Source organism: Ruegeria sp. N10 (assembly GCF_056531545.1).
In genome coordinates this window covers 1-25,256 of sequence record NZ_JBQFLY010000018.1, presented here as the reverse complement: position 1 = coordinate 25,256, position 25,256 = coordinate 1, and the positions used below count along the sequence as shown (strand labels likewise).

Annotated in this window: 26 protein-coding genes and 2 pseudogenes; 13 read left to right on the top strand and 15 right to left on the bottom strand. The window is 54.9% G+C overall.

What is annotated here, in order from left to right:
• Positions 1-13: 13 nt before the first annotated feature.
• From soxA to ACR0JI_RS18515, 6 genes are all read right to left on the bottom strand, one after another.
• Entirely contained in the window at positions 14-859 is an 846-nt protein-coding gene (gene soxA / locus ACR0JI_RS18540; RefSeq protein ID WP_480495916.1) for a sulfur oxidation c-type cytochrome SoxA, read from the bottom strand.
• A gap of 69 nt (positions 860-928) precedes the next feature.
• On the bottom strand, positions 929-1,258 hold the full coding sequence (gene soxZ, locus ACR0JI_RS18535; RefSeq protein ID WP_480495914.1) for a thiosulfate oxidation carrier complex protein SoxZ: 330 nt from the start codon (positions 1,256-1,258) through the stop codon (positions 929-931).
• A gap of 34 nt (positions 1,259-1,292) precedes the next feature.
• Entirely contained in the window at positions 1,293-1,709 is a 417-nt protein-coding gene (gene soxY / locus ACR0JI_RS18530; RefSeq protein WP_209507502.1) for a thiosulfate oxidation carrier protein SoxY, read from the bottom strand.
• Positions 1,710-1,755: 46 nt separating this feature from the next.
• Positions 1,756-2,232 (bottom strand): sulfur oxidation c-type cytochrome SoxX, encoded by a 477-nt coding sequence (soxX, locus tag ACR0JI_RS18525; RefSeq protein ID WP_267366181.1) that lies wholly within the window; start codon positions 2,230-2,232, stop codon positions 1,756-1,758.
• Between the two features lie 131 nt (positions 2,233-2,363).
• Positions 2,364-2,942 carry a thioredoxin family protein gene (locus ACR0JI_RS18520; RefSeq protein WP_480478083.1) on the bottom strand — a complete coding sequence of 193 codons (579 nt, stop codon included), beginning with the start codon at positions 2,940-2,942 and terminating at the stop codon, positions 2,364-2,366.
• Between the two features lie 14 nt (positions 2,943-2,956).
• On the bottom strand, positions 2,957-3,697 hold the full coding sequence (locus tag ACR0JI_RS18515) for a cytochrome c biogenesis CcdA family protein (RefSeq protein WP_480478081.1): 741 nt from the start codon (positions 3,695-3,697) through the stop codon (positions 2,957-2,959).
• A gap of 80 nt (positions 3,698-3,777) precedes the next feature.
• On the opposite strand from ACR0JI_RS18515, the gene ACR0JI_RS18510 reads away from it, so the two are divergent.
• The 3 genes from ACR0JI_RS18510 (at position 3,778) to ACR0JI_RS18500 (ending at position 5,665) form a co-directional block, all read left to right on the top strand.
• A complete protein-coding gene (locus ACR0JI_RS18510; protein ID WP_480478079.1) occupies positions 3,778-4,152 on the top strand; it encodes a hypothetical protein in 375 nt (124 codons plus the stop codon).
• Positions 4,153-4,252: 100 nt separating this feature from the next.
• Positions 4,253-4,561, top strand: a complete 309-nt coding sequence (locus tag ACR0JI_RS18505) for a metalloregulator ArsR/SmtB family transcription factor (protein ID WP_480478211.1) — start codon at positions 4,253-4,255, stop codon at positions 4,559-4,561.
• A gap of 42 nt (positions 4,562-4,603) precedes the next feature.
• Positions 4,604-5,665 carry a YeeE/YedE family protein gene (locus ACR0JI_RS18500; protein WP_480478077.1) on the top strand — a complete coding sequence of 354 codons (1,062 nt, stop codon included), beginning with the start codon at positions 4,604-4,606 and terminating at the stop codon, positions 5,663-5,665.
• Between the two features lie 92 nt (positions 5,666-5,757).
• On the opposite strand, the gene ACR0JI_RS18495 is transcribed toward ACR0JI_RS18500, so the two are convergent.
• The 6 genes from ACR0JI_RS18495 to ACR0JI_RS18470 all read right to left on the bottom strand — a co-directional run bounded on the left by ACR0JI_RS18495 (position 5,758) and on the right by ACR0JI_RS18470 (position 13,514).
• Positions 5,758-7,563: an ABC transporter ATP-binding protein gene (locus ACR0JI_RS18495; RefSeq protein WP_480495912.1), complete on the bottom strand. Its 1,806-nt coding sequence runs from the start codon at positions 7,561-7,563 to the stop codon at positions 5,758-5,760.
• A 1-nt stretch (position 7,564) separates the two neighbouring features.
• The gene (locus tag ACR0JI_RS18490; RefSeq protein ID WP_480478073.1) at positions 7,565-8,494 is read right to left on the bottom strand and encodes an ABC transporter permease subunit; all 930 of its coding nucleotides are present in this window, start codon (positions 8,492-8,494) and stop codon (positions 7,565-7,567) included.
• A gap of 10 nt (positions 8,495-8,504) precedes the next feature.
• Positions 8,505-9,428 carry an oligopeptide ABC transporter permease OppB gene (gene oppB, locus ACR0JI_RS18485; protein WP_209507493.1) on the bottom strand — a complete coding sequence of 308 codons (924 nt, stop codon included), beginning with the start codon at positions 9,426-9,428 and terminating at the stop codon, positions 8,505-8,507.
• Positions 9,429-9,494: 66 nt separating this feature from the next.
• Positions 9,495-11,123, bottom strand: a complete 1,629-nt coding sequence (locus ACR0JI_RS18480; protein WP_480495910.1) for a peptide ABC transporter substrate-binding protein — start codon at positions 11,121-11,123, stop codon at positions 9,495-9,497.
• A gap of 445 nt (positions 11,124-11,568) precedes the next feature.
• A complete protein-coding gene (locus ACR0JI_RS18475; protein ID WP_480478069.1) occupies positions 11,569-12,708 on the bottom strand; it encodes an aminotransferase class I/II-fold pyridoxal phosphate-dependent enzyme in 1,140 nt (379 codons plus the stop codon).
• A 122-nt stretch (positions 12,709-12,830) separates the two neighbouring features.
• Complete coding sequence (locus tag ACR0JI_RS18470; protein ID WP_480478067.1) at positions 12,831-13,514, bottom strand: DnaA N-terminal domain-containing protein; 684 nt, start codon at positions 13,512-13,514, stop codon at positions 12,831-12,833.
• 469 nt (positions 13,515-13,983) lie between these two features.
• Here ACR0JI_RS18470 and ACR0JI_RS18465 point away from each other — a divergent pair, with 469 nt between their 5' ends.
• The 4 genes and pseudogenes from ACR0JI_RS18465 to istB all read left to right on the top strand — a co-directional run.
• On the top strand, positions 13,984-15,291 hold the full coding sequence (locus ACR0JI_RS18465; RefSeq protein WP_480478066.1) for an AAA family ATPase: 1,308 nt from the start codon (positions 13,984-13,986) through the stop codon (positions 15,289-15,291).
• Positions 15,288-16,397: a ParB/RepB/Spo0J family partition protein gene (locus ACR0JI_RS18460; RefSeq protein ID WP_480478064.1), complete on the top strand. Its 1,110-nt coding sequence runs from the start codon at positions 15,288-15,290 to the stop codon at positions 16,395-16,397. The genes ACR0JI_RS18465 and ACR0JI_RS18460 overlap by 4 nt, the downstream gene beginning before the upstream one ends.
• A 720-nt stretch (positions 16,398-17,117) precedes the next feature.
• Complete coding sequence (locus ACR0JI_RS18455) at positions 17,118-17,450, top strand: YegP family protein (protein WP_480478062.1); 333 nt, start codon at positions 17,118-17,120, stop codon at positions 17,448-17,450.
• Positions 17,451-18,317: 867 nt separating this feature from the next.
• Positions 18,318-18,887 (top strand): annotated as a pseudogene (istB, locus tag ACR0JI_RS18450) (IS21-like element helper ATPase IstB); the annotation flags it as partial.
• Between the two features lie 131 nt (positions 18,888-19,018).
• Here istB and ACR0JI_RS18445 read toward each other — a convergent pair.
• Both ACR0JI_RS18445 and ACR0JI_RS18440 read right to left on the bottom strand, forming a co-directional pair.
• A pseudogene (locus tag ACR0JI_RS18445) lies at positions 19,019-19,400 on the bottom strand (transposase); the annotation flags it as partial.
• A 94-nt stretch (positions 19,401-19,494) separates the two neighbouring features.
• A complete protein-coding gene (locus ACR0JI_RS18440; protein WP_480478060.1) occupies positions 19,495-19,833 on the bottom strand; it encodes a winged helix-turn-helix transcriptional regulator in 339 nt (112 codons plus the stop codon).
• A gap of 190 nt (positions 19,834-20,023) precedes the next feature.
• Between ACR0JI_RS18440 and gstA the strand changes: the two genes are divergently transcribed.
• From gstA to ACR0JI_RS18420, 4 genes are read left to right on the top strand one after another with little or no spacing between them, the layout of a single operon-like run.
• A complete protein-coding gene (gstA, locus tag ACR0JI_RS18435) occupies positions 20,024-20,635 on the top strand; it encodes a glutathione transferase GstA (protein ID WP_480478058.1) in 612 nt (203 codons plus the stop codon).
• Positions 20,632-21,012: a nuclear transport factor 2 family protein gene (locus tag ACR0JI_RS18430; RefSeq protein ID WP_480478056.1), complete on the top strand. Its 381-nt coding sequence runs from the start codon at positions 20,632-20,634 to the stop codon at positions 21,010-21,012. The genes gstA and ACR0JI_RS18430 overlap by 4 nt, the downstream gene beginning before the upstream one ends.
• A gap of 4 nt (positions 21,013-21,016) precedes the next feature.
• Positions 21,017-21,238, top strand: a complete 222-nt coding sequence (locus tag ACR0JI_RS18425; RefSeq protein ID WP_480478054.1) for a tautomerase family protein — start codon at positions 21,017-21,019, stop codon at positions 21,236-21,238.
• The gene (locus ACR0JI_RS18420; protein ID WP_480495908.1) at positions 21,235-22,218 is read left to right on the top strand and encodes an NAD(P)H-dependent flavin oxidoreductase; all 984 of its coding nucleotides are present in this window, start codon (positions 21,235-21,237) and stop codon (positions 22,216-22,218) included. The genes ACR0JI_RS18425 and ACR0JI_RS18420 overlap by 4 nt, the downstream gene beginning before the upstream one ends.
• A gap of 587 nt (positions 22,219-22,805) precedes the next feature.
• Here the strand turns inward: ACR0JI_RS18420 and ACR0JI_RS18415 are convergent.
• Positions 22,806-23,759 carry an AraC family transcriptional regulator gene (locus ACR0JI_RS18415; RefSeq protein ID WP_480495906.1) on the bottom strand — a complete coding sequence of 318 codons (954 nt, stop codon included), beginning with the start codon at positions 23,757-23,759 and terminating at the stop codon, positions 22,806-22,808.
• Positions 23,760-23,895: 136 nt separating this feature from the next.
• On the opposite strand from ACR0JI_RS18415, the gene ACR0JI_RS18410 reads away from it, so the two are divergent.
• On the top strand, positions 23,896-24,417 hold the full coding sequence (locus ACR0JI_RS18410; RefSeq protein WP_480495904.1) for a DUF4142 domain-containing protein: 522 nt from the start codon (positions 23,896-23,898) through the stop codon (positions 24,415-24,417).
• Positions 24,417-24,764, top strand: a complete 348-nt coding sequence (locus ACR0JI_RS18405) for a cupredoxin domain-containing protein (protein WP_480495902.1) — start codon at positions 24,417-24,419, stop codon at positions 24,762-24,764. Before ACR0JI_RS18410 ends, ACR0JI_RS18405 begins: the two co-directional genes overlap by 1 nt.
• Positions 24,765-25,256 lie beyond the last annotated feature (492 nt).

Genomic DNA, 25,256 nt, shown 5'->3' with positions numbered 1-25,256 from the left:
CGCGGGTTCTTTGTTACTGGCGTACCGACGGCGTTTCGACCGAAAGCCCATTGCCGCGCGATGCTACATAAAGCTCCAGTGCGCGGAATTCGTCCGAGCCTTCTGCAAAGGTTTCAGCGCGTGTATCGCGAATACAGCCGCGGAAGCGATTGTGGCGCGAGATCAGCTTGGCCTGTTTCAGACGATAGGTCGGGAAACCGTTGACCATCCCCTGGCTCAGATGGTCGGCCCGGATCATGTTGCCCCAGTTGTCTTCGTGACAGTTGGCGCAGCTCAACTCCAGCTGACCATATCGTGTGTAGTACATTTCCTTGCCCTGCTCCCAATACGGGGCCGCATCACCATCAATGGCGACATTCATGGGCAATCCACGCGATTGCAGAGCGATCAATGCCACCACACCCTGCATATCCGCACCCGACCACTTCCACGCGTCCGCTTCCATGCGTTCCGTGCGGCACTTGTTGATCAGGTCTTCCATTACCACCAGCTTGCCGGTTTCCGCATCGACCTTGGGCATAGATGCCTGCAACCCCTCAAAGCTTTCCACGTCACTGTGGCAGGACGCGCAGCTTTTGCCAGCCGCCCCATCGACAGTCTGGTACAGGTCCGAGGCCTGATCGACAAATACCATCGCCGGGTTGTCGAAATCGTCGATCTGCAAAGCCTGGGTTTCATCGGTCCTGAAATGCCACCCTGAGTAGATCGTATCGAAGTTCTCGACATGGGCCGGGGCTTCGGTCACCGAAACCATTTCCAGTTCTTCGTTGATCACCAACTTGTCTTCGTCAGGTCCGGCGGCCACTGATACTGGGAATGCCAGAACTGCCGCGATCGCCGTGAGTGCTTTTTTATTCATTGCGTTCCTCCCTTGGGTGATCAGCGCAGGTTTCGCCACCGGCGCTGATCTGCCAGTGCGGTCGAGCCGTCAGGCGATCTCAATCGAGTTTTTTGTGTCGTAAACAGAACCGTCATCGTCATACCACGTGAAGACGAATTCCCCGGCTTCGGGCACGGTTGCATCGAATTGAAAGTACGGGTTTGTCGAAATCGCTGGTTCCATGGCCACGTCTATCACGAGCTGGCCGTTAAACTCGCAGGTGAATCGGTTGATGATCGACCGCGGGATAACGTTGCCTTCCTTGTCCTTTCGCTGACCGCTTTCCATATTGTGGCTAATCAGCGTTTTGATCGTGACTGCTTCGCCAGCAGCGGCTGTTTTTGGAACCTTGACGCGGGGTTTTACACCGGATGCCATTGGTTGTTCTCCTGTTCTTCAGGGCGCGCGGCGATCAGCCGCCGCAGCCGCCAATTGTCACTTTTACGGTTGCCGAGGCCTTGGCAAAGCTGCCATCAGCCATTTTGGCCACAGCAATGACATCCTGCGTTCCGGCAAGTCGAATACGGGTCGAAGCCGCCTGTGCAGCAGCCAGCGGGCCAAAGTTGAACGTGGCAACGCCGGGCTCGGGGTTTCCGGCCGCTACGATCAGGATCGCAGCCGCACCCGGCGCGCTGACTTCGATCGGAACGGTGTTTCCGTTCTCGGCAATTTCCGGCGCCGTCAGTGTCACACCGCCGTCGGCCATGTCTGCACCGCCAGTAAACGCGGCTATCGCGTCTTCCGCAGCCGCATTTGCGCGGAACGGCATCAGGGTCAGGACCGCAGCGCCCAGACCAAGAGCCAGAGTCTCGCGACGAGAAAATTCCATTTTCAATCTCCTTTGGATCCTCACGAATTCACGCCTGAAAGCGTGATTATTGTTCTTTTAGGGTTGCGAGGAACGCGACGACGTCCTCAATTTCCTGTGCAGTCAGGATTGACGTCAAAGGCCCTGATGGGGCTTTGCCCGTATAGGCGTCGCCCGGGCGGATATAGCCGTCATCCTTGTAGAAGGCCGGCATGACCGTTCCGTCAAACGTCATCTTGGCATTTGCGACCAGTCCTCGAAGCTCCGCCTCGGACCACCGGTCCCCGGCCCCATCCAGCAGCGGACCGACTTCGCCATGGAACGGAATATCCGCCAAAGCCGTGACCTGATGACAGGCCACACAGTTGCCCTTGGATTTCTCGCCCACGATGACCGCACCGTTTGCCGCATCGCCAGCGACGCCGGTCAATGAAGCCTCCACCGCGCCATAATCGTCGAACTGTACCTCTTTTGGTCCTGTTTCTGCCGCGATGGCGGCACTGCCTGTTATGATACAGGCCAAAGTCAAGTGTCTCAGCTTCATGATCCCTCCCATTTGCTACCGCGCCGATGGCGCTTTGCGACCCAAAGCCTCTGTGTACCGTAGTCGACGGGCAGGGTTCATCGCAACATTAAATTCATCTTAATGAATTTTTTTATTTATATTGCAACACGTCAATCTTGCGAAACATTGTTTCTCTCTTGAATGCGGCGCGCGTGATACCGTTGAAAATCTTCCCCGTTATCAAGCTCGTACCGTTTTTCATTGACCCAGGTAAAAAGATCGAGGGTCGTTCCCTTCGAGAACGCCCCGGGCATGACCGCAACGGCCGCTTCGATTGCTGTGGCATCCTCTGACACGTCCTCCGGCAAGAAAACCAATGTAGGGGTGAACAGAATCCCCCATTTGCGCATCAGTGATCTTTGCTCGGCTTCTTCTCCGTCAAAATCGGTGGCCATCGTACTTCCGTGTAGGTCCAGCTGAACGACAAAGAAGTTTTCTTCGATATACGCAGACAGGTCGGGTTGCGGGAAAACCTCTTCATGCATCTTTTTGCAGTAGATGCAGCCCTGTTGTTCAATGAACAGAACCAGCCGCTTGCCTTCCCCCCTCGCTTCTTCAAGGTCTTCACGAAGGTCTTTGAACGTGTCTCGCATCCACGGCGTTTTATGCAGACCGTCATCCCCCAGTTCAGCTGCGTAAACCGCCCCAGCAAACAGCCCTGCAATCAAGAACAATACTATCCGTTTCATGGTGTTCTCCCGAATTAGCCAATGGCCGCCAGCCAAGGCATGTGATCCAGCATCCATTGTGCGATTAGATTTATGGAATTGGTCGCGATCAGGATGCCAAAAAGAATCAGCAAGACACCCATCGCCTTTTCAATCATTCCCAGATGTTTCCGGAAACGTGCCATCCATTGCATGAAGGGCCGAACCAGAAAGGCTGCCAGAACAAACGGCGCTGTCATGCCAACCCCATAGACGAACAAAAGCACGGCACCGCGCCAAGCGGTCTCGGTTCCAGCCGCCGTGAACAGGATCGCCGCCAAAACCGGCCCGACGCAAGGCGTCCAGCCAAAGGCAAAAGCCAGCCCCAGAACATATGCCCCGATCACGCTTACATTTCTCGTCTCACCGATGTCTGCACGAAACTGCCGATACAGGAAGCCGATACGGAAAAGACCCAGAAAATGCAGGCCCATCGCGATGATGATGAGCGCAGCGATCCATCGCAGAATGTCGAAATACGCGCGTACCATCTGACCGAAGATCGACGCCGTGGCCCCAAGCGCCATGAAGACCGTTATGATCCCAGCGGCAAAAGCTATCGCTGACAGGGTCGCCCGGCGGCGAACATCCGGGGTGATCGTCGAACCGGCCGAAATCTGCTCCATCCCGACGCCCGCCAGATAGCTGAGGTAGAACGGGACTATGGGCAGAATGCAGGGGGACAGGAAAGACAAAAGCCCCGCGATCAGAGCCCCTGCAAACGTGATGTCGAGCATGGTCAAATCCGTCCTGACAGGCTATTATTCATACATTCAAAATAATAAAAATATACTACCTCGGTCAATCGGAGCTTTTGATGCGTCACGCAATTCAAACATTGTTCGTCATCACATTGTTGATCTGGCCTGCTGCGTCGCGGGCCGAAATGGTGTTGCTGATGGCGGAAGAAGACGGGTGCATGTGGTGCGCCCGCTGGGACGCCGAAATTTCCGAGATCTACCCGCTGACAGCGGAAGGAAAAGCTGCCCCATTGCAACGAACGGACATCCACGCAACCACGCCCGAAGGGATTACCCTGGATCGGCCTCTTTTCTATACGCCGACCTTTGTTTTGCTGGAGGACGGTCAAGAAATCGGCCGGATCGAGGGTTATCCTGGCGAAGACTTTTTCTGGGGGCTATTGGGTGTTTTACTACGTGACGCCGGAGTAATGATCGAGAGCTCTGGTTAAATCCTCAGGATTTACATATACTGTTTTGAATACGTGAAGCCACGAAAGCGAGAGGATCTTGTTGGACAAACAGTCGAAACTGCCCGTGTTCACCAAGGACATGTGCGACGAGGACTTGGACAGGATGATGGATAACGCCCAGACGGCGTCCAATTTCCTCAAGGCGATCAGCCATGAGGGGCGGCTGATGATTCTGTGTTATTTGTCATCTGGCGAGAAATCCGTCACGCAGATGGAGGAAATGCTGTCGGCCAGACAAGCTGCCGTTTCCCAGCAGTTGTCCCGCCTGCGCTTTGAAGGGCTGGTCAAGACACGACGCGAAGGCAAAACGATCTACTACAGATTGGCGGACGACCGGTCGACTCAGATTCTGGAAGTCGTCTACAATCTTTTCTGTCGGGACAAGTAGAAGCCCGAGAGAAACACCGCCAGCTTTGGGAGGAGACTGGCCATGTTCGAACTTCTGGGAGACGCCAATTCAGTTGCGCTGGTCGGTCTGGTCGGCGGCATTGTACTTGGGCTTGCCGCGCGCATTGGGCGGTTCTGCACCTTGGGTGCGATTGAAGATTATCTTTATGCAAATGACGACCGGCGCCTGCGTATGTGGGCCGTCGCGATTGGTGTTGCGATCGTCGGCAGCCATTTGGGCATGGCGTTAGGGTGGATTGATCCACTCAGCACGACCTATATTGCGCAGACGTGGAATCCGATCGGATCGGTCATTGGCGGATTGATGTTCGGATATGGCATGGCCATCAGCGGAAACTGTGGCTATGGCGCGCTCGCGCGCCTTGGCGGCGGTGACCTTCGGTCATTCGTCATTGTCCTGATCGTGGGCCTTTCCGCATATGTGGTCATGTCCGGCCCTCTGGCCTATGTCAGGATCTGGCTTTTTCCCGAAGCCATGGATCTCGGTAATCCACAAAGCGTCAGCTTCCTTGCCGAACGGCTGACGTCGATACCTGCATGGGTTACAGGAACGCTTGTCGGCTCTGCCATAGTAGTGTTTGCCCTGACAAATGATCGTTTTCGTAAATCACCTGCGCAGGTTTTTTGGGGTGCGGCGGTCGGATTGGCAGTCGTTTCAGGCTGGCTTGGCACCAATTGGGTAGCCACACACGGGTTTGACGGTGAGACCTTGCAGACACACACGTTTGCCGCGCCTTTGGGTGATACCGTGTTCTATCTCATGACCGCCTCAGGCACCACGCTCTCGTTTGCGGTCGGTTCAGTTTCAGGGGTTCTGATTGGTGCTTTCCTCGGGTCATGGTCAAAAGGTCATTTCCGCTGGGAAGCCTGCGAAGATCCACGTGAGCTTAAGCGGCAGATGCTGGGGGCGGCGATAATGGGGCCCGGAGCAATAATTGCGGTTGGATGCAGTGTCGGACAAGGCATCTCCGCTTTTTCTCTGCTGGCCTATAGCGCACCCATAACCTTTGCGGCGATCTTTGCCGGAGCAGCTCTTGGCCTGCGACAGCTTGTGTCAGGATTGTCTTTCATTCCCGAGCGTTAAGCCCCACCACACGCTACGGTTTCTTCGTACAGTCCCTGCGCAGGTTTTCGGCGCATGCTTCAAGCACCGAAAACCTGCAGCAGACCTTTCGATCAGCCATTGGCCATGATGGAATCCAGTGTGTCATGTTCCGCTACAAAATGGTCTGGAGCGACTTCTTGCAGCTTTGGAACATAATCACTGCGACCGTTGACCAGCCGACTGGGCAAAAAACGTAATGCAGCTTTGGGATCAAGCGGCGATGGCAGCTCACCCGGCAGTTTGAGGCGCTGCCGCGTCCGCTCTACATCCGGGTCCGGTATTGGCACGGCCGAAATCAGCGATTGAGTATAAGGGTGGATCGGTTCCGAGCAGATCACCTCACCGTCACCCATTTCCACAATCCGACCAAGATACAGAACCATGATCCGGTTCGATACCGCACGCACAACCGACAAGTCATGGCTGATGAATATCATCGACAGGCCAAATTCCTGCTGAAGTTCCTTTAGCAGCTCGACAATCTGTGCCTGAATGGAAACGTCGAGCGCTGAAACCGCTTCGTCACAGATAATCAGCCTGGGCTTGTTGATCATCGCCCGTGCAATGCCGACGCGCTGGTTCTGACCTCCGGACAGCTCGTGCGGGTAACGGTTGATCATGTTGGCCTGCAGCCCGACCCGCTCCATCATCGCGGCGACCATCTGCTTGCGTTCCCGGTCCGTAAGATCGGGGCGGTAGGTTTTCAGCGGCTCAGCAATCGACGCTGAAATCGTCATGCGTGGATCAAGACTGGCCAAAGGGTCTTGGAACACGATCTGCAGGTCCTTGCGGTACTTGTTCAGCTCGGACCGCTTCAAGCCGACGATCGGATGGCCCAACCAGCTGACGCCGCCCGCGCTGGGTTCGATCAGTTGCAAAACCGCGCGCGCCAGTGTCGATTTTCCGCAACCGGATTCGCCCACGACACCCAGAGTTTCGCCCTTGCGAATATCAAAACTGACACCATCGACAGCCTTCAGCGGAACCTTGCGCCCGAACAACCCGCCAGAGACATGAATGGGGAAATGAACTTTGACGTCATCGACCTTGAGAAGGGGTTCTTCGACCTTTTCCAAAGCGCGCGGCGCGTCGCCGGCATCAATCCGGGGCATCGCCTCCAGCAAGGCCCGCGTGTATTCGTGTTGCGGATTTCGGAACAGCGCGCGTGTTTCGCCGGCTTCGACGAATTCGCCCATCCGCATGACCTGAACCCGGTCGCACATGCGCGCAACAACGCCCATGTCATGCGTGATCAGTGCAATCGCGGTTCCCTCATCCTTCTGCAGATGAACCATCAGATCAAGGATGTCTGCCTGAACAGTGACATCCAGCGCCGTCGTCGGCTCGTCCGCAATAAGCAGTTTGGGACTGCACAGCATCGACATCGCAATCATCACACGCTGTCGCATTCCACCGGATAATTCGTGCGGGAACTGGTCCAGACGGCGGCCCGCTTCGGGAATGCGCACCCTGTCCAACCACTCCAGACAGCGCGCGCGCGCGGCTGACCCCTTCAGGCCCTCGTGGACCTGCAGCACTTCACGCATCTGTTGCCCAATCTTCAGATGTGGCGTTAATGCAGTCAGAGGATCCTGAAAGATCATGCCGACATCGTCGCCGCGAATCTGGTTCAGCTTGTTCACTGGCAGGTTCAAAATCTCCTGACCGTTCAGCTTGGCTGACCCGCTGGCATGTCCGGCAGGGGGCAGCAAACCCATTGCCGCCATGAAGGTCTGGCTTTTGCCGGATCCACTTTCACCGACGATACCAAGGCATTCGCCCGGATTGATATCAAAACTGATGTCTTTGACCGCCTCAACGACACCATCGGGGGTGTCAAACCGGACGCTCAGGTTCTTTACGGAAAACAGACTCATATCAGCGGTCCTTCGGGTCCAAAGCGTCACGCAAACCATCGCCGATGAAGAACATCGTGATGATAATGGCGACATAGAATGTCAGCGGGAACATCAATTGCCACAGCGTTCCATAGCCCATGGTTCCCGCCCCTTCTGCGATCAGCCTCCCCAGCGACGTGTAAGGTTCTGAAATCCCCAGGCCCAGAAATGAGATGAAACTTTCGGTCAGGATCATCTCGGGCACCAGAAGCGAGGCATAGACGATCACAACACCCAGCAGATTGGGCAAAATATGACGATACATGATCGTAAATTCACTGACGCCCGCCGCTCGGGCGGCCTCGATGAATTCGCGGTTCTTCAGGGCAAGCGTCTGCCCGCGCACGATACGTGACATGGTCAGCCAACCAACCGCGCCCAATGCGATGAAAAGTGTGAAGAAGGATCGCCCGGCAACAACCAGCAGAAGAATGATGATCAGAGTTGTCGGGATAGCCAGAAGGATGTCGACAAAACGCATCATGGCGCCATCCGTCCGACCCCCAAAGTAACCGGCAGTAATGCCATAACACGTACCAACGATCAGAGCGGTCGCCGCCCCGATCAACCCCACAAGCAGGGACGTCGTGGTAGCCTGAATGACGCGGCTGTACAGATCGCGCCCCAGATCATCGACACCGAAATAGTGACCCGTTTCCATCGACGGCATTCCCATGCCCCGGACATCGCCCATGACATTCCAGTCGATCTCTTCATTGCTCCAGACCGCAAAATACGGGCCAAGGATTGTGAACAACACGATAAGCAGCAAAATGAACACACTGGCCATTGCCGCTTTGTTTCTTACAAAGCGCATGCGCGCGTCCTGCCAGAGCGAACGCCCCTGAACGGCTGTATAATCGGTGATTTCTTCGGCCAGATGCGCGGCTTTTTGTGATTTTCCTAGCATATCCAGCCCCTCAGTAGCGGATCTTCGGATCGAACCAGGCATAGGCCAGATCGGTCAGCAGGTTTACCAGAACGGTCAGAACGCCATAGAGGATCGTAACCCCAAGCAGCACAGCATAGTCGCGTGACAAGGCCGAGCCGACATAAGCCTGCCCCAGACCACCGGTCGAGAAGTAGATGTCAACAAAGACGGATCCGGTCAGCACATAAACAAACACCGGCCCCAGATAAGATACGACCGGCAGCAAGGTCGGCTTCATCGCATGGCGCCAGATCACGGTTCTTGTCGGCAGGCCCTTGGCACGGGCGGTTCTGATAAAGTTCGAATTCAGAACCTCCAGCATTGAAGACCGGGTGATCCGTGCAATCGATCCCATGTAAGATGTCGCAAGGGCGATAACCGGCATGATCAGATAGGGCCATTGACCACCATTCCACCCACCGCCGGGCAACCATCCCAGCCACAGGGTGAAGGTCAGGATCAGGATCGGACCCATGATGAAGTTGGGCAGCGCCTGCGCTGCAATCCCCAGCCCAACCGCAAAGTAGTCGATCCAGCTGTTGTGCCGGATCGCGGCGGCAATCCCCAGCCCGATGCCAACCACAGTAGCGACCAGAAAGGACAGCGACCCATAGGTCAGCGAGATCGGAAAGCCCTGCGCGATGATGTCGTTCACATCGCGGTCCTTGAACTTGAAGGACGGTCCAAAATCGAAATGCACAACGATATTGTACAGATAGTCCCAGAGTTGCTTCCACAACGGCTGGTCCAGACCATACCGCGCCTCGATATTGGCCAGAACCTGCGGCGGCAATGTCCGTTCCGAGGTAAAGGGCCCACCGGGCGCATAGTGCATCAAAAAGAAACAGGCGACGATCAGCAGCAGGATCGTCGGTATGGCGGTCAGCACCCGCCGAATGACATAGGCAAGCATTCAATGCCCCCAATAGATGGCGCTGCCCCGAAGAAAACTTCGGGGCAGGTCATGGTCAGAAGATGATTACTCGGCGATTTTGTAGAGGTTCTTGGAATACCAGTTTTGCTCTACGTTTTTGACCGGCCAGTTTCCGACATCGCTGTCCATCATGTAGACACCAGCATAGTGATAGATCGGGATAACGGGGGTTTCCTGAGCGATAATACGCTCGACCTCGGTGTACAGCGGTGCCGGATCGTCCGAAGTTTTGGCTTCGGCCAACAACTCGTCCACACGGGCATTGTTATACTTGCCGTCGTTGTAGCCCGAATCCGACTGCAACAGGTCAAGGAAGGTTGAGGCTTCGTTATAGTCGCCACACCACGCGCCGCGGGCCAGATCAAAGTTCTGGTTGCCCCGCTCTTCCAGGAAGACTTTCCATTCCATGTTGGCCAGTTCAACATTGGCGCCCAGTTTTTGCTTCCACATCTGACTCAGCGCGACAGCAACTTTCTTGTGGGCTTCCGAAGTGTTGTAGACCATCGAGAAGGTCAAAGGGTTATCCGCACCAAAGCCGGCCTCGGCCAACAGTTCCTTGGCCAGCTCATCGCGCTCGGCCTGGCTCATTGACGCCATTTCAACGACCGGAACCGTAAAGCCTGCGGTTGCTTCTGGCACAAATGTATACGCGGGCGGCTCGCCACCGGCCTTGATGTTCTTGGTGATGATGTCCCGGTCAACGGCTAGCGACAGAGCCTGACGAATTTTGGGGTTCTTGAATTCTTCAGGGCCGCTGTCAGACACGTTAAACGTGTAGTAATAGTTGCACAGGCGCGGGAAGCTGATGGCCTCGCCCGGATGCTCTTCTTGCAGACGCGGGAATTGACCGGCAGGAACTTCGGTCCGGTCCAGTTCACCGGCCAGATAGCGGGTCAGGGCTACGTTTTCATCATTGATGACCAGTGCCACAACCTTGTCGATGATGGTGTTGTCATTGTCCCAGTACATCTCGTTGCGCTCACGGACCGAACGTTCCTGCGGCAAGTGCTCGGTCAGAACATACGCGCCATTCGACACGATGTTTCCCGGTTTGGTCCATTCATCACCAAATTCCGCGATCACCTTCTGAGGTGCCGGGAAGGTTGTCGAATGCGTCGTCATCTGCGGGAAATACGGCAGCGGCGCGCTCAACGTGACTTCCAGGGTTGTGTCATCGATGGCTTTGACGCCCAGATCATCAATCGGCTTTTCGCCTGCGATGATTGCCGAAGCGTTTTCGATCGACATCAGCTCCATGAACCACGCGTAAGGAGAGGACAGTGCCGGATCAACTGCGCGTTTCCAAGCAAAAACGAAATCTCCGGCGGTTACCGGGTCGCCATTCGACCATTTCGCATTGTCGCGCAGTGTGAAGGTGTAAACCTTCTTGCTGTCATCGACGGTGTAACCTGTTGCAACGCCCGGAACCAGATTGCCATCCTCATCCTGGTTCATCAGCCCTTCAAACAGGTCACGTACAATTTCAGCACCGGAAACGTCTTCGACAACCTGCGGATCGACCGAGCTGTGCTCGTCCAGAATGCGGTAGGTAAAGGTCTGATCGTCCGCCAGCGCTTCGCCGGTTTCAGGATGCGTGCCAGCGGCAAACGCGGCACCTGTGATCATGGTCGACGACAAAAGCCCCGCCACTGAGTTCCGAATGTATCTGTTCATGATTTCTCTCCCATAAGTTCGTCGCTGCGCGGCCCCACTTGATCGGGGTCGCACGCAGCAGCCGGATTAGACCGACGCCCGCTGAGACTTCGTTCATTTCGATTTTGATTTTGCCAATTCGCAAGGAACACTGCGTCGCAGCTTTCTTGGTTTCTGTCGGTAAAGAAGTTGCGAAAGTTGTCTTTCGCTGCCGCAAACCGTGACATCTTTTGGCTCTGGGATAAAGCCTTGATGAAATTTCAAGCAACCATAAGCAGAAATATCCCCAACGACCTGTCGCTGGCAATTTTCTGAGGATCGGCCCGGTTTTCGTGACATTTTCGTGAAGCCACGCGGGTTCCGAACGATCCCTCGTGCCCGAATGGCAACCGCATCCCGGTCTCCGACAAACCAAAACGGCGCGAATCAGTGGCGACGTTTTAACAATCCTGCAATCCGTTACCCGTCACGCGTGGTTTAGAATATCACCGGTCAGAACGTTGAGCTTTGCAAGCCCCTCTCGCAAGTGGTCTTCCGGCAGTGCGGAGCTGAACCGAAAATGGCTTTCGACCCCTAACCGTGAGCCGGGAATGACAAGCACATCTTTCTCGCGCAACAGGCGCAAACTCAGCTCTTCCGACGCGATGGAAAGGTTGAACCGGACAAAAGACATGGCTGAGGCCTGAGGCGGTACAACAGAAAACACACCTTGGTGTCGCGCCAATTCCTGTGTCAGCACATCGAACCCGGTGCGGATCAGACGCCGCGCACGGTCTTTCAGCTTGGACCGTGCCGGTTCAGCAAGTGCCTTGTCCGCCAGTTCCATTGACAGAATCGACGCCGCAATCGAAGCATATTCATGCCGCCGCCAGCACTTTTGAATGATGTCTTCTGGACCAACCAGCCAACCCAGCCGCAAGCCCGGCAAGCCATAGGCCTTTGACATGGAGTTCACCACCAGCACCCGATCTGTGCTGCCCCAGAATGACGGTGTTTCAATGTCCCCTTCCCGCTCAGTTCCGGCGTAGACCTCATCGACGACAATCCAGGCACTGACACGATTGGCGGCCGCTATGATGTGCGCTCGATCGGTGTCGCTCAACACTCGGCCCGTCGGGTTGTTGGGATTGACCACATGAATGATACGCGTTTTGTCATCGACAGCGCGGTCCAGTGCTTCAGCGTCGATGCCCCATCCGTTCGCCTCAAGCAGATTGACCCAACGCACCTCGTGCCCACGATTGGCGACATTCCCCGAAATCTGTTCATATGTCGGACGAAAACACACAACGTTGTCCCCGGCGGTCAGCAAGGTATTTGCCACCAGAGTATTGGCCTCAGTTGCTCCGACCGTAACCATGACACCATCGGGCGACGCGCTCGGATAAAACCCGGCAATGGTTTCGCGCAGGGATTGCTTTCCGTTGACTTGCGGATAGTCGATCATGGTCGCCAGCAGTTGATCCAGATCGATTTCCGCCAGATCCACCAACCCCTTCAACGACATCGGGTGCACGCCACTTTCCGAGAAGTTGAAAACCACACCATGTTCCATTTCAGACAAGAATTGTTCGACATGAAAGGGAAGAAAACTCTCGGAAACCATGATGCGTTCTTTACTCGGGCCAGGTCGTTCGATACCGGCAGATCGGCTTCGATTGGGTGTTCGTATCTGTTTCCCTGGTCAACTGAACGAGGAGATCCCGCAGGATACACAGCAAAAGTCAGTTATTCGGCAGCGTCCACGCGAACCGTCCTGATGCCCGGATCGACGCGGCTGTAGGCAGCCAACAGTCGCGCTGTCCACTTTTGCGAAATATAGTCGGCCATGAAGCGTGACGGCGCGACAAGAACAACGCGCCCCCCTGCCCTTTCTGCTTCGGACAGATGTTGAAACCAGCTGGCCCATAGTTCTGGATCGCGCCCGTGAAGAATCGCCTGAACCTGAGACCACACATCCCCTTCGGTGCTTTCCGGGGCATTTGGTTTGGTCGCGAAAGGAATAACATTCGTTTCAGGTTCTGGCACGTCGGTCATCCGGGCTTGAAAGTCTGTTCCGATAACAGGCCAAACCTCTTCGGTGTCTATCAGGATTTGTTTCAGGTCAATCTCGTACACAGCAACACGACCCCGCGCAGCAGGCCGTTTTACCGTTATCCAACCTAATGCGCGAAATCTGGACATTTCGCGCTTTACTGTTCTTTCGTTCACTGTCCACAGGCGCGCAATTTCTTCCCGCCCAATGGATAATTCGTTGTTACGCCAGTTATATCGGGTCGTAATCAACGCAATGATACGCAGAATACTTCGTTGCCGGTGCTTGTCGCCTGACAGCGCATGAACGGTCAGTGCGGACAGTATATCATATTTTAAAGCCGGCGCATTTCGCCCGACCGGTTTCGCAAGCTGCATACCCGTTCTCACCGCTCTGTCTGCCTCAGGCGGGTGTGTCCCGCCAATCTCGCGCCGTTTGCCAACGCTTTTCACCATCTTGGGATAATTAGCGTCCAAAGCTTCGATTCTGTCAAGAAGAGACTGGAACTTCGCCTGATCTTGTGCGGATCAATCTCAAAAAACTAAAAGAAATTTGGTGAAGTATTGGTGATGGGGGCCATTCTGGGTGTCCCCCTATCGGCCCTTTATGTCCCCCAATATGTAGCATTTCTTGCCGGAATGCCCCCCTATATACTGGTCGCCGGGGGCCTTCCGGGCCTTTTGGTATTCACAGGGTCCGCCGAATCGCTTCGTAGGGTTTAAGGCCTTGTTTTCTTACCCACGGGTAAGAGCGCACCCTCATCATAATTTCTTTTGCGTAAAGTGCAAATCAGGCGTAAATAGGAAGCGAGCAGAAATTTACGTTCCAAACTACGAGACCTGAGGCATGTACACGCACGAAGACCTGAACGCATTGCGCAATCAGTCCCTCAAATTGCAGGGCTGGATTCGCCAGCAGACCTTTAGCCCTGAGATGGAGAAAACGCTCCGCCGGTTTTCCAGTTGGGAGGTGTCCGAACTGATCTTCCGGGTTAACCAGTCGACCTTTCGCGGAAAGCTTGCAGCCGATCCTTCCCTGCCTGGCGGAGAAGTTGAGCCCGACGGGCGTCAGCGCTGGTTCAGCCTGGAAGAAGTGAATGAGCTGCGGCGACGGCTCAAGATTAATCGCAAGTCCCTGATGCCCCCTCGCCCTGAAGGCAAGCGCGCCATTCGTGCGGCTGTCGCAAACTTCAAGGGAGGCGCGGGAAAGTCGACCGTGGCGCTGCACCTCGCCCATGCGGCCGCCCTGGACGGGTATAGGGTCCTCGTGGTGGATTTCGACCCTCAGGCAACATTGAGCCATTCGATGGGCCTGACGGATGTGGCCGAAGACTACACGGTTTGGGGGATCATGGCGCGCGACCTCATTCGTGAGACAGAGCGCATGAATAACCGCCCCGCCGCTGCGGAATCGGGAACCACCCTGCCCCGCCGGGAGTTGCCGCCCGCGATAACGGACATGGGCCTTGGTGATCTGCGAATTGGTGATTTCATCAAGAAGACCTCTTGGTCGACGATCGATGCGATACCTTCCTGTGCGAACGCAGCCTTTGTTGAATTTGCGTCGGCCCAGTACCGGCACCTGAATCCCGAATGGTCCTTCTTTGCGTCGGTTTCCCGGTATCTGGATCAGATTCCGGATGATGCTTATGACCTCATTCTGTTCGATTGTCCGCCCGCAATCGGATACCAGTCTATGAATGCGGTCTTTGCCGCTGACATGCTTTATATCCCTTCTGGGCCCGGATATTGGGAGTATGACTCGACCACATCGTTCATCGGCCAGTTGGCAGAAGCGTTGGAAGATCTGGCCTATGGGTTCGACAAGACCTTACCCACGGGTAAGATTGGATTGCCCAAAACCTTCTGTGAGTTGCGGTTCCTGTTGACGCGGTATGAACCGGGCAATGCGCTCCATCTGGCGATGTTTGATGCCTTTAAGAAGGTCTTTGGCGAACATGTCGCTCAGCACCCGGTAGAAATGACCCGCGCGGTGGAGCAGTCGGGACGTTTTCTGAGTTCGGTTTACGAAATGGACTACCGCGAGATGACCCGCGAAACCTGGCGGCGTGCCCGCTCGACTTTTGACAATGTGTATGAGGAATTCCGGGGCGTAATGTTATCGGCCTGGGACAAGGTGGAGGATGACGCATGAGCCGCAAGCGGAGAATGTTCGATATTGACCTACCTACTATGGATGACATTCCTGTTGGTAAAGTACCGGACAAAGTTTTTGAAAAACGACGCGGTCCAATGGCCGCGGCAATTTCGGAAAATGCCGACGCTTTACGTGATCAGCAATCGACGGAACAATCCATCCGCGCCGAAAACGACCGTCTTGCACATGAACTGGTTCGGCTGAGAGCCGAAGGTTTGGTGACAGAACGGGTGTTGCTGAATGACGTTGTCACAGAAAAACTGACGCGAGATCGCAAACCAGGTCCTGATCCGGAACTGGATGAACTCAAAGATTCGATCCGGGACATCGGCTTGTCCAACCCGATCCGTCTGGAACGCAGATCGGACGGGCTGTATGAATTGATCCAAGGCATGCGCCGTTTGTCCGCCTATCGTGCTTTGTACGATGAGACCGGGGACGAAACCTACGCCAAAATTCCAGCGGGGATTTCTGACGCGGGTGATCTGGACAACAGTTACCGGCGCATGGTTGACGAGAACCTGATCCGAAAGGATATCTCATTTGCGGAAATGGGCGCCCTCGCCCGTGCATATTCCGAAGACCCAGCGAATGACTGTCCGGATGTCGACAAAGCGGTTTCCACGCTGTTTAAGTCTGCCAGCTATACTAAGCGTAGCTATATCCGGTCTTTCGCCAGTTTGTTGCTGATGCTGGACAAAGTTCTGATCCACCCGAACGACATTCCGCGAAACGTGGGCGTAGAGCTAAAGCGCAAGTTCGACGCGACGCCGGGTCTGGTTCGCCAAGTGAGCGAGGCACTGAAGAGCGAGCCTGATCGGGATGGTACGCGCGAGGTTGCAATTCTCAGGTCATTTCTGGCTGAGCCAGAAGCCACGTCTTCAAGCAAGTCGGATGCAGTCAGCGCAGGTAAACCGCGCCGTGCGAAAACGACATTTCAGGTCTCGGGTAGGGCTGGGATCGCAAAATGCGCTGCCTCAAGTGGACGGATCGAGATCCGGTATGATCTGGATTTCACACGCGTTGATCGAAGCAAGCTGGAAGCGGCGATTGCCGCGCTGATCGATGCGCTTCCCGAAGAAGACGACCTTACCCACGGGTAAGATCATGGGCCAGCAAAGCAGGAAAAGGCGTCGGAAAGGTTCCGGCGCCTTTTCTTGGCGCGCTGGGGAAGGGGGCTTGTTGGCATCGTCGGATACATCGCCTGTCCAAGCTGAACCGGACGTCACGGGCACTGAAGCGAACAAAGCAACCGACATGTTAAGACTTGTTCTTTAGTCGAGTTCGAGATTTCCCAAGATATCGAAAATTTGCAAAAGGAGTTTTATAGAATTTACGGCCATCCAGTCGGAAACTAGAGGTGGCGCGGAGGCGTCGCGCTTTCACCGCTGACCATCAGAACGCAACCCTTGAAACACAGTACAAGCTTCAAAACAGAGTTTGCAGCTGTTCATATTTCAGGCGTAAATTACACTATATATAGGTATCAAATACAGTTCGTTTACAAAATATGCTAAGACCCTTGGCTTAGCGGATTGAACAGAAGTTGCTTATCCAAAGTGCTGCGGAACGGACTTTGTTCGCGATTCTGAGGCAACTAAATGCGTCCCACGACATCAGTTTTGACCAAATGACCACCGGCACCTTCGGGTGCCAGCTTTACTACGGTAACAGCTGAAAAATCTTAGGAAGCAAGGCTAAGGAGAAGGGGAGGGGGGCTTGATCTGAGCAGATAACACGCCTCATCTTTTTTCTTGAGGCGATTGTGTAATTATAGGACTGTATTCGAAAAATCGAATGCAGAACAGAGGAGTAGGCGTCAAATGGCCGGGAAGTTCGAAATATACAAAGACAAGGCCGGGGAATTTCGGTTTCGTCTGAAAGCCGGGAATGGTGAAATCATTCTGGCCAGTGAAGGATATGTTCAAAAGGCAAGTGCCACGAACGGGATCGAGTCAGTCAAGAAGAACGCACCGGATGACGAGCGGTATGAACGCAAGGAAACCAAGTCCGGCGGTCACATGTTCAATTTGAAGGCCAGCAACGGGCAGGTCATCGGCACCAGCGAGAGCTATACCAGCGCTTCTGGGCGGGATAACGGGATCGAGTCGGTCAAGCGGAACGCACCGGACGCACGTGTCGACGACCTGACCTAACTTGGCGCGGTAACGCCCTGCCACTCCTATAGGTGCAAACTGCGACGCCGGGATGCGTGGACGCATCTCGGGTAACTCGACTTCGCCACCGAGGCCGTTTGCCCGGAATTGCCGTTACCTACGCGAGTTCAGTCAAGGAATCCGCACCTGCTCTTGTATCCGAATTCTTGAGGGTCGCAGAAAATACCCCGACTGAGCCGGGGTCTTTTACGAGTTTTTGCCGTCCTGGGAGATTGCGCCATACCCGTAGGTTAAGGAGCCATTTTCGAGAATTGGCGAAGCGAGCTGAGCCCGGGCATGAACTGATATTTGCAGATCCTGTTCACGATTTTGACCGTACCCCAAAGTTGCCTTTGCTGAAGAGAAGGCTTTGAATCCCGGCGCCGGTCAAGAGTGCCGCTTAAAGACACGGTGGTCCAACTCGACGACTTTGTTCAAATACGTCCGCTTCACAATCCGGATCACGCAGCCAAAGCTCTGCAACATCTTGTTGATGGTCTTGAGGCCCGCCATCGTTATGCAGCTTTAATTGATGACGATCTTCCTCGGCACTCCATTTACCTACAATATTCAGTTTAAGAACTTGGCGGCGGCAGCTTTTTCAACGCTGTGAAAGCATGAAGTTAAGGGGTTTTCCGTGCTTGTCGAAAGTTTGAAAATGGTAAACCCACGTTCTTTGCTTTGACGTAAGTTTCGTCCTAACTCTGCAACAACATGGCGTTTTTTGACGGCGTGCTATTTCAGCGATCGCACCGGAAAATCGTATAACGCACCAGTGCAATGTGGTTTAACTGACATAAACGCCAAGCTCGGCACGGAGCGTCGCTCCTATCAGGAGACGAAACACCCGTGAGAGTTGCAGGGGGAAGGACAATCAAATACTAGATGACGATTGCCAAGCTGCCCCTGGCCAAAGAAGTCGATGAGTTCAGCTTCGAAGGCACGCCGGTCAACGAGGCGCTGGTCCGTGATCTGGCGACCGGGGAGTTTCTGGCGCGGCAACGCAATGTCGTGCTGATCGGCGGCACGGGAACCGGTAAGTCTCACCTGGCCACCAGCATCGCTCGGGCGTGCATCCGTCGCGGCAGACGGGGGCGCTTCTTCAACGTTGTGGACCTGGTGAATAAACTCGATGCGTAAGCCCGCGCTGGTCGACAGGGGCGCACGGCGGATCTGCTGTGCCGCCTCGACTTCCTGATCCTCGACGAGCTTGGCCATCTTCTCTTTGCACAAACCGGTCGTCAGCTATTGTTCCACCTCATCAGCCGCCTCTACGAGCGCACATCGATCATCGTGACGACCAACCTCGACTTCGGCGAATGGCCCTTGGTCTTCGGCGATGCCAAGATGACTACCGCGCTGCTCGACTGCCTTACCCGCCATTGCGACATCGTCGAAACTGGCAACGAGAGCTGGTGCTTCAAAACCCGAGAATAGCCGAGCAAACGCGGGCCCGATACGGCTTCGTCTTGTGGAGGCTACACCGCATCGCGCCAGTTAACCGCACGTCAACAGGGGGTCAATTTTGGATGCCCTTAGGGGGCCAAAGTTCCATGCCGATTGACATCTAGGGGGCGTTCTCGGCTGATGCAGATGGCGTGCAGCTTTGTGTTCATGCCGCCCTTGGTTCGACCAATCAGGCGTCCACGCCCGCCGCACTGACGCCCGAACTAGACGCCGATCAGTGAGCCTTCAGGTGGGTGGCGTCGATCATCACGGTCTGCTCTTCTGCGTGCTCGACGGCCAAACCCGGCATCATCTGCGCGAAGATACCTTTCTTGCTCTAGCATTTCCAGCGGCTGTAGAGCGTCTTGTGTGGTCCGTAGGCTGTGGGTGGGCTTCGCCAACACAGCTACTACGATTGACCAATATTATCCCGCTCAAGACTCGCTTGTCGTCAACCCGTGGTATTTTGTGAGACTTCGGAAAGAAAGGCTCGAGACGCGCCATTTGCGCGTCGGTCAGCTAGAAAATCACTCATGTCACCGCTCCGTTTTCGGAGCTGTGAAGCACGCGGCACAACGAAAACCAATGAACCTTGACCCTAGATTTGCTGCAAAGCTGTCCGAGAAGACGGGACCACTTCATCTGCCTCCTGTTGACCACTTTGTCGTGCCTTCAGTCGGTGGCCGACCTGAACAATCGCGTCAAGGGCCGGGATCAATTCGGCCCCAAGCTCGGTCAGGCTGTATTCCGTCGAGGGGGGCGACGTGCGTCGGACATGGCGGACCAGTACACCTCGCGCAGCCAGTTCCGACAAACGGGCCGAAAGTACCTTGGCAGAAATCGGCGGAATATCCGAACGCAACTCGCTAAAGCGACGTGGTCCAGCCCGCAGCGACCAGATCACATTTGGCGCCCACGCGCCAGAAATCACTGCCATGCATTCGGTCAGCATACAGGGTTCGGGTGGGGCCGGGCTTCGGTTTTTCCGCATCTTCAGGACCATGGGGCGTTACCAGGTTTCTGCTCGGTTACTCATTTTTCGGGGTAACCAAGCGAAACCTAGTTGTCAACGGTTATCACCTTCGCCATGTCACTGGTGTCAACATTGATCCCCAGAAAGGAACATCATGAAACTCTACTACAAACCGGGCGCTTGTTCGCTTGCCTGCCACATCGCACTGACCGAAATCGGCGCTCCTTTTGAAGCCGAGGCCGTTGATACTGCTGCTGGCCGAACTGAATCCGGCGAGGATTTCTATACCATCAACCCCAGAGGATACGTGCCAGTGCTTGCGCTGGACAATGGTGAAATTGTCAGGGAAGGATCCACCATTCTTCAATATCTTGCTGATAAGAACCCGTCTTCTGGTCTGGCACCCTCAAACGGAACGATGGCCCGGACATGGGTTCAGGAATACTTGAGTTTCGTGTCGGCCGATTTGCACAAATCTTTCAGCCCGCTGTTCAAGAACGATTCCACCGACGCCGAAAAAACTAAGGCACGCAGCATCGTCAAAACGAAATTCGATCAAGTCGAAAACATACTGGCCGATGGGCGGGAATATCTTGTGGACGGTAAGTTTTCGGTCGCAGACGCATATCTCTTCGTTGTCTCGAACTGGGCGAACTTTACGGATATCGATTTGTCTGGTTGGCCAAAACTGAAAGCTTATGTCGAGCGGGTGGCAGCACGTCCTGCAACACAAACGGCGATGCGCGCCGAAGGGCTTATCCAATGACACCAGCCGATCACAAAGCTGTGGTCGGATTGATGGAGGCCTATTTCGAGGGCCTTCATCACGCTGACAGCAACGCCCTGAGAAATGTGTTTCACCCGAAGCTGGCCTATGTCTGCGCCACTGACGGCGACGAGCTGTATCTGGATCTCGAGGCCTATATGGCCCGTGTGGATCAACGCGAACCACCTGCCAAGCGCGGTGACCCGCGTGATGAAGAGATACTGCAGATTTCCTTCGGCAGCCCGAGGCTGGCCCATGTCACGGCTCGTATGTCCATGATGGGGCGCGACTATCTGGACTACCTTTCCCTTGTCCGCCACGGCAACGACTGGCGGATTGTCACCAAGGTCTTCGCTTACGTTCCACGAAAGGAGTAAACCCATGCCATATGTGAATATCAAAGTGACCCGCGAAGGCGGTCCTGACGGAACCGGCCCAAGCCAAAGCGAGAAAGCAAGGCTTGTCGCAGGGGTGAGTGAACTGTTGCACGAGGTGTTGGGCAAAAATCCCGCAACGACTGTCGTCGTGATCGACGAGGTCGATCTGGACAACTGGGGCATCGGCGGGCTTCCTGTTGTCGACTACCGAAAGAAGGTCACGTGAAAACCCGGCTGACCGAAAGCCTGAGCCTGTCCCTCCCGATCATTCAGGCGCCAATGGCGTTTGTTGCGGGTGGGGCATTGGCCTCGGCTGTGACACAGGCGGGCGGGCTTGGGCTGATTGGAGGTGGCTACGGCGATCTGCACTGGATTGCGCAACAGTTCGATGCAGCCGGAACCACCCCGGTCGGGTGCGGTCTGATCACATGGAAGCTGGCAGAGCAGCCCTCTTTGCTCGATTACGTGCTGGAGCGCGGGCCAGCCGCGGTCTTTCTGTCCTTTGGTGATCCTGCACCCTTTGCCGACAGGATCAAACGGACGGGCGTTCCGCTTATCTGCCAAGTCCAGACGCTTCGGGACGCGCGGCGCGCCATCGCGGTTGGCGCCGATGTCATCGTGGCTCAGGGGGCCGAAGCTGGTGGCCACGGCGAGGTGCGCGGCACGATGGCGCTTGTGCCCGAAGTGGCTGACAAAATTGACGCATCGAACAGTTCGGCTGTACTTTGCGCCGCCGGTGGTATCGGCGATGGTCGCGGTCTGGCTGCGGCCCTGATGCTTGGCGCAGATGGCGTTGTGATCGGAACTCGGTTTGTTGCTGCAGATGAGGCGCTGATCCATCCGCAGATTCTCAGCGACATCTTGCGCGCATCAGGGGATGAAACCGTCCGAACCTCGGTTCCCGACATCATTCGCGGTTATTCTTGGTCGGACCGATACTCAATCCGGGTGCGTCGAAATGATTTTGTCAATAAATGGCATGGTCGAGAAGCCGCGCTAGACGCCGACTTGGATGCCGAAAGACGGCTTTGGAACAATGCTCAGAAATCCGGAAATCCGTCAATCGCTCCCGGTATTGTCGGCGAAGGTGTGGGTATCATAAGAACCTCGAAACCTGCAGGACAGATCATTGACGAGATCATGCGCGATACGATCAACCTTCTTAAAGGTGAAGGCGGCAGACATCTGCTTCGGCATAAGGCTTGATTGTCTATCGGTCAAAAAAACTCGATTAGATGGGATCTAAGGCCAGGCCTTGGTGAGTTGTCCCTTTCTGATCGGTAACGTTGTGGGCAGCTAGGCTGACCGGCGCTCTTGACTACCGGGGAGGCCTCGGCAGTTAATTCCGGCTTGGGCAATGAGATCACTGTAGCAATCGCATCCCTGCTGAGTCAGTAATACATCGTATCCAGCTCCGAAAATCCAAGGACGACCGGTATTGCGAGAAAGGCCAGCCCCATCACCAAATCAACTGTATGGTGAAGCTTGTATGGCTGCAATCGAGAACAAACCCGGACGGTATTCGGTGAACACGGTCAGGACCATCGCAGCAAGACCGAACGCCGGCGAGATATAGAGGGTCAGGAAGTTGAAAGTGCCCAGTCCGAGAAAGAAGAAGGCACCATCAAGGCGATGGCGACGGGAGAATCGATAAGGGCGGTTATATCTTTGGTGGCAAATAGCAGAAACTTTCTTCTCCGTTGTTTTGCGACGGAAAAGTGTTCTCCTCAGCAACAGGTACTTTTGAGCACTGTCGTTTAAATGAATATATACCCGGCAACATTGCAGATCGTTCAGACCTGAGTCGGTAACGCAGAGGTTCGAAATCTGGCAGGTGGTTGCCCGATCTCTTTCTTGAACGCGCGGCTGAACGCTGCTTCTGAGGAATACCCACTCAGATCCGCGGCCTCGGCAACACTGACACCTTTCTCTACCAACGCGCTGCGGGCAATCTGCATACGCCATGCAGTCACATATTGCATCGGTGTGATCCCAAGCTTCTCGGAAAACCGCATTGCGAAACTTGTCCGAGACAATGCCGCCCTGTTGGCCAAAGAATCGACACTCCACTGCGCTGTCGGGTCATTGTGGAACGCCGTCAATGCGCGGGTAAGATGAACATCGGCGAAACCTGCGAGTTTTCCCCCTGTTCTGGCGGTATCTTCGATATGGCACCGGATAGCCTGCGCAAAAATCGCCTCTGACATCTTCAGCGCAATCAAATCACCTCCAAAACGGCCGAACCCTGCCTCGGACCCTATCACGCGCAACGTCGCTTCCAGCCAATCGCTGGCCTCGGCGCCATAATCCCGGATGACAATGCTTGGCGGCAATCGGTCAAGCAACAGATGCCTTGATCCTTCGGCTAGTGAAAAATGACCACAAATCAGCTGGTTCTCCATGTTGGGGTCGTTGCCGCCATACACCAGAACACCCTTACCATCATAGCCGGACCTTTCCAGCACGTCATCCAGCGGCAAGGCGTCTTCCGGGCCCGAAACACGACAATTCAACGTATGCGCCGCCCCGTGTGGAACCAGGACAAGATCGCCTTTGGTAAGGCGTAGCGCCCGATCTTCTCCTGCGACGCGCACCACGCACTCACCGCGATGTACATAGTGGAACCGGGCCACGTTCTGAAACGCCGGCACCTGGATCCCCCAGGGCTGTTCGCTAAGGCTGGTGCGGAAATACAGTGTCCCCTTGAGCGACAGGCGGGTCAGAATATCACTTAGCAGATCAAGCATGGTTGCTGATATTACCAAGAGTTCGATATCTGTCTACATGTTCGAACGATAGGGCATGTCTTCTGGACGGCAGGTAATTCAAAGACAAGGCAAACTGTACGCATATCAGGGCTTCAATCAACTTTGGAGATTCCAGATGAAAACCGCTTTCCTTTCTGCTGCTCTTGTCGTCCTCGGCTATGCTGCTGTTGCAGATGAGAACAAGATGAACGACCTTGAAATCGCGCATACAGCGTATACTGCCGGTGAAATTGACATCCGCTATGCGCATCTTGCTCTTGCTGTGTCCGACAATAACGACGTTCGGGATTTTGCAAACACAATGATCCGTGATCATGCGGCCGTGAACCAAGCTGCTGGGGCGTTGATCCAACAACTGAATGTAACGCCCCAGGACAACACCCTTAGCCAGGCCCTGGTTAAAGGTTCGGCCGAAAAACGCGATGAGCTGAGCGGGCTGCGCGGCAAAGCCTTTGATTGCGCCTACGCGCAGAATGAGCTCGCCTATCATCAGATCGTGAACAAAACGGTTGAGGACGAGTTCATCCCCAACACCACCGTTGAACCGCTCACCAACCTGTTGCAGGACGCTCTTACCACATTCAAACAGCATGAAGGCCATGCCGAACAGATGGTTTCTGGGCTGAATTGCGGCTGATGGCTGCACTGTCACGCAGAAAGCTTGGTGCGGTACTGGGTGCGGCACCGCTTTCTCTCCTGGCTGGCGCACGGGGTGCGTCCGCCGGGGCAACCAGCCATCAGGTTTCCATTCGCAAATTCAAGTTCGCGCCTGAAGAACTTGAGATTTCGGTTGGTGATGAGGTGATCTGGACCAATCTGGACATCGCGCCTCACACCGCAACAGAACAAGAGATGCAAGATTGGGACACCGGGTCGCTAGAGCGAAACGAAAAGGCAACCGTGATATTCGGCAAGCCCGGGGTTTATGTCTACTTCTGTGTGTTTCACCCGCATATGATGGGGACTATCATAGTGAAAGAATAATCGGCTGCCACCTTTGATTGAGATCGTCACGGCCTGCTTAAGTCAATTTTGCGCAAGCGACTATCATAACTGCATTCCGCTTGGCAGATGGTTAATGAAATGCGACAAAACCAGATAGCCGCCTGGAATGAATAACCTGTCCGTCGTAAGAGTCTTCCGGAGAGCTGAGGCGGTTTTTCAACGGAGGCTCTAGTTCGGTTTCGTTTGAGTTTAGGCGGCTACGGCCTGGTGCTGTAACCGGCGTTTTCGGATTGTCTGGTTCTTGATCTCTTCTCTCATCTTTAGGATCTTTGCGCCTTGGCCGTGATAGACGTCGGCGGGTGTCAGATTCTCCAAGCTCTCATGGTAACGACGATTGTTATAGTTGTAGCGGATTGCACTTATCCTGAGTTCGGCTTGCAATCATCGTGAATTTTCGCTCGAATTGTTTGCGTTTATCCGGAGGCTCAAACTCACATTAATTGCGAATGAGATCAGATGGCATTGCCAACT

Excerpts from the sequence above, each read along its gene's own strand:
- gstA (WP_480478058.1), top strand. The coding sequence starts at position 20,024 with ATGAAACTCTACTACAAACCGGGCGCTTGTTCGCTTGCCTGCCACATC.
- ACR0JI_RS18515 (WP_480478081.1), bottom strand. The coding sequence starts at position 3,697 with ATGCTCGACATCACGTTTGCAGGGGCTCTGATCGCGGGGCTTTTGTCT.
- ACR0JI_RS18405 (WP_480495902.1), top strand. The coding sequence starts at position 24,417 with ATGGCTGCACTGTCACGCAGAAAGCTTGGTGCGGTACTGGGTGCGGCA.
- ACR0JI_RS18500 (WP_480478077.1), top strand. The coding sequence starts at position 4,604 with ATGTTCGAACTTCTGGGAGACGCCAATTCAGTTGCGCTGGTCGGTCTG.
- ACR0JI_RS18505 (WP_480478211.1), top strand. The coding sequence starts at position 4,253 with ATGTGCGACGAGGACTTGGACAGGATGATGGATAACGCCCAGACGGCG.
- ACR0JI_RS18465 (WP_480478066.1), top strand. The coding sequence starts at position 13,984 with ATGTACACGCACGAAGACCTGAACGCATTGCGCAATCAGTCCCTCAAA.
- ACR0JI_RS18425 (WP_480478054.1), top strand. The coding sequence starts at position 21,017 with ATGCCATATGTGAATATCAAAGTGACCCGCGAAGGCGGTCCTGACGGA.
- oppB (WP_209507493.1), bottom strand. The coding sequence starts at position 9,428 with ATGCTTGCCTATGTCATTCGGCGGGTGCTGACCGCCATACCGACGATC.
- ACR0JI_RS18475 (WP_480478069.1), bottom strand. The coding sequence starts at position 12,708 with ATGGTTTCCGAGAGTTTTCTTCCCTTTCATGTCGAACAATTCTTGTCT.
- ACR0JI_RS18520 (WP_480478083.1), bottom strand. The coding sequence starts at position 2,942 with ATGAAACGGATAGTATTGTTCTTGATTGCAGGGCTGTTTGCTGGGGCG.
- ACR0JI_RS18495 (WP_480495912.1), bottom strand. The coding sequence starts at position 7,563 with ATGAGTCTGTTTTCCGTAAAGAACCTGAGCGTCCGGTTTGACACCCCC.
- soxZ (WP_480495914.1), bottom strand. The coding sequence starts at position 1,258 with ATGGCATCCGGTGTAAAACCCCGCGTCAAGGTTCCAAAAACAGCCGCT.
- ACR0JI_RS18410 (WP_480495904.1), top strand. The coding sequence starts at position 23,896 with ATGAAAACCGCTTTCCTTTCTGCTGCTCTTGTCGTCCTCGGCTATGCT.
- ACR0JI_RS18460 (WP_480478064.1), top strand. The coding sequence starts at position 15,288 with ATGAGCCGCAAGCGGAGAATGTTCGATATTGACCTACCTACTATGGAT.
- ACR0JI_RS18430 (WP_480478056.1), top strand. The coding sequence starts at position 20,632 with ATGACACCAGCCGATCACAAAGCTGTGGTCGGATTGATGGAGGCCTAT.
- ACR0JI_RS18455 (WP_480478062.1), top strand. The coding sequence starts at position 17,118 with ATGGCCGGGAAGTTCGAAATATACAAAGACAAGGCCGGGGAATTTCGG.
- soxX (WP_267366181.1), bottom strand. The coding sequence starts at position 2,232 with ATGAAGCTGAGACACTTGACTTTGGCCTGTATCATAACAGGCAGTGCC.
- ACR0JI_RS18415 (WP_480495906.1), bottom strand. The coding sequence starts at position 23,759 with ATGCTTGATCTGCTAAGTGATATTCTGACCCGCCTGTCGCTCAAGGGG.
- soxY (WP_209507502.1), bottom strand. The coding sequence starts at position 1,709 with ATGGAATTTTCTCGTCGCGAGACTCTGGCTCTTGGTCTGGGCGCTGCG.
- ACR0JI_RS18440 (WP_480478060.1), bottom strand. The coding sequence starts at position 19,833 with ATGGCAGTGATTTCTGGCGCGTGGGCGCCAAATGTGATCTGGTCGCTG.
- ACR0JI_RS18480 (WP_480495910.1), bottom strand. The coding sequence starts at position 11,123 with ATGAACAGATACATTCGGAACTCAGTGGCGGGGCTTTTGTCGTCGACC.
- ACR0JI_RS18470 (WP_480478067.1), bottom strand. The coding sequence starts at position 13,514 with ATGCAGCTTGCGAAACCGGTCGGGCGAAATGCGCCGGCTTTAAAATAT.
- ACR0JI_RS18510 (WP_480478079.1), top strand. The coding sequence starts at position 3,778 with ATGCGTCACGCAATTCAAACATTGTTCGTCATCACATTGTTGATCTGG.
- ACR0JI_RS18490 (WP_480478073.1), bottom strand. The coding sequence starts at position 8,494 with ATGCTAGGAAAATCACAAAAAGCCGCGCATCTGGCCGAAGAAATCACC.
- soxA (WP_480495916.1), bottom strand. The coding sequence starts at position 859 with ATGAATAAAAAAGCACTCACGGCGATCGCGGCAGTTCTGGCATTCCCA.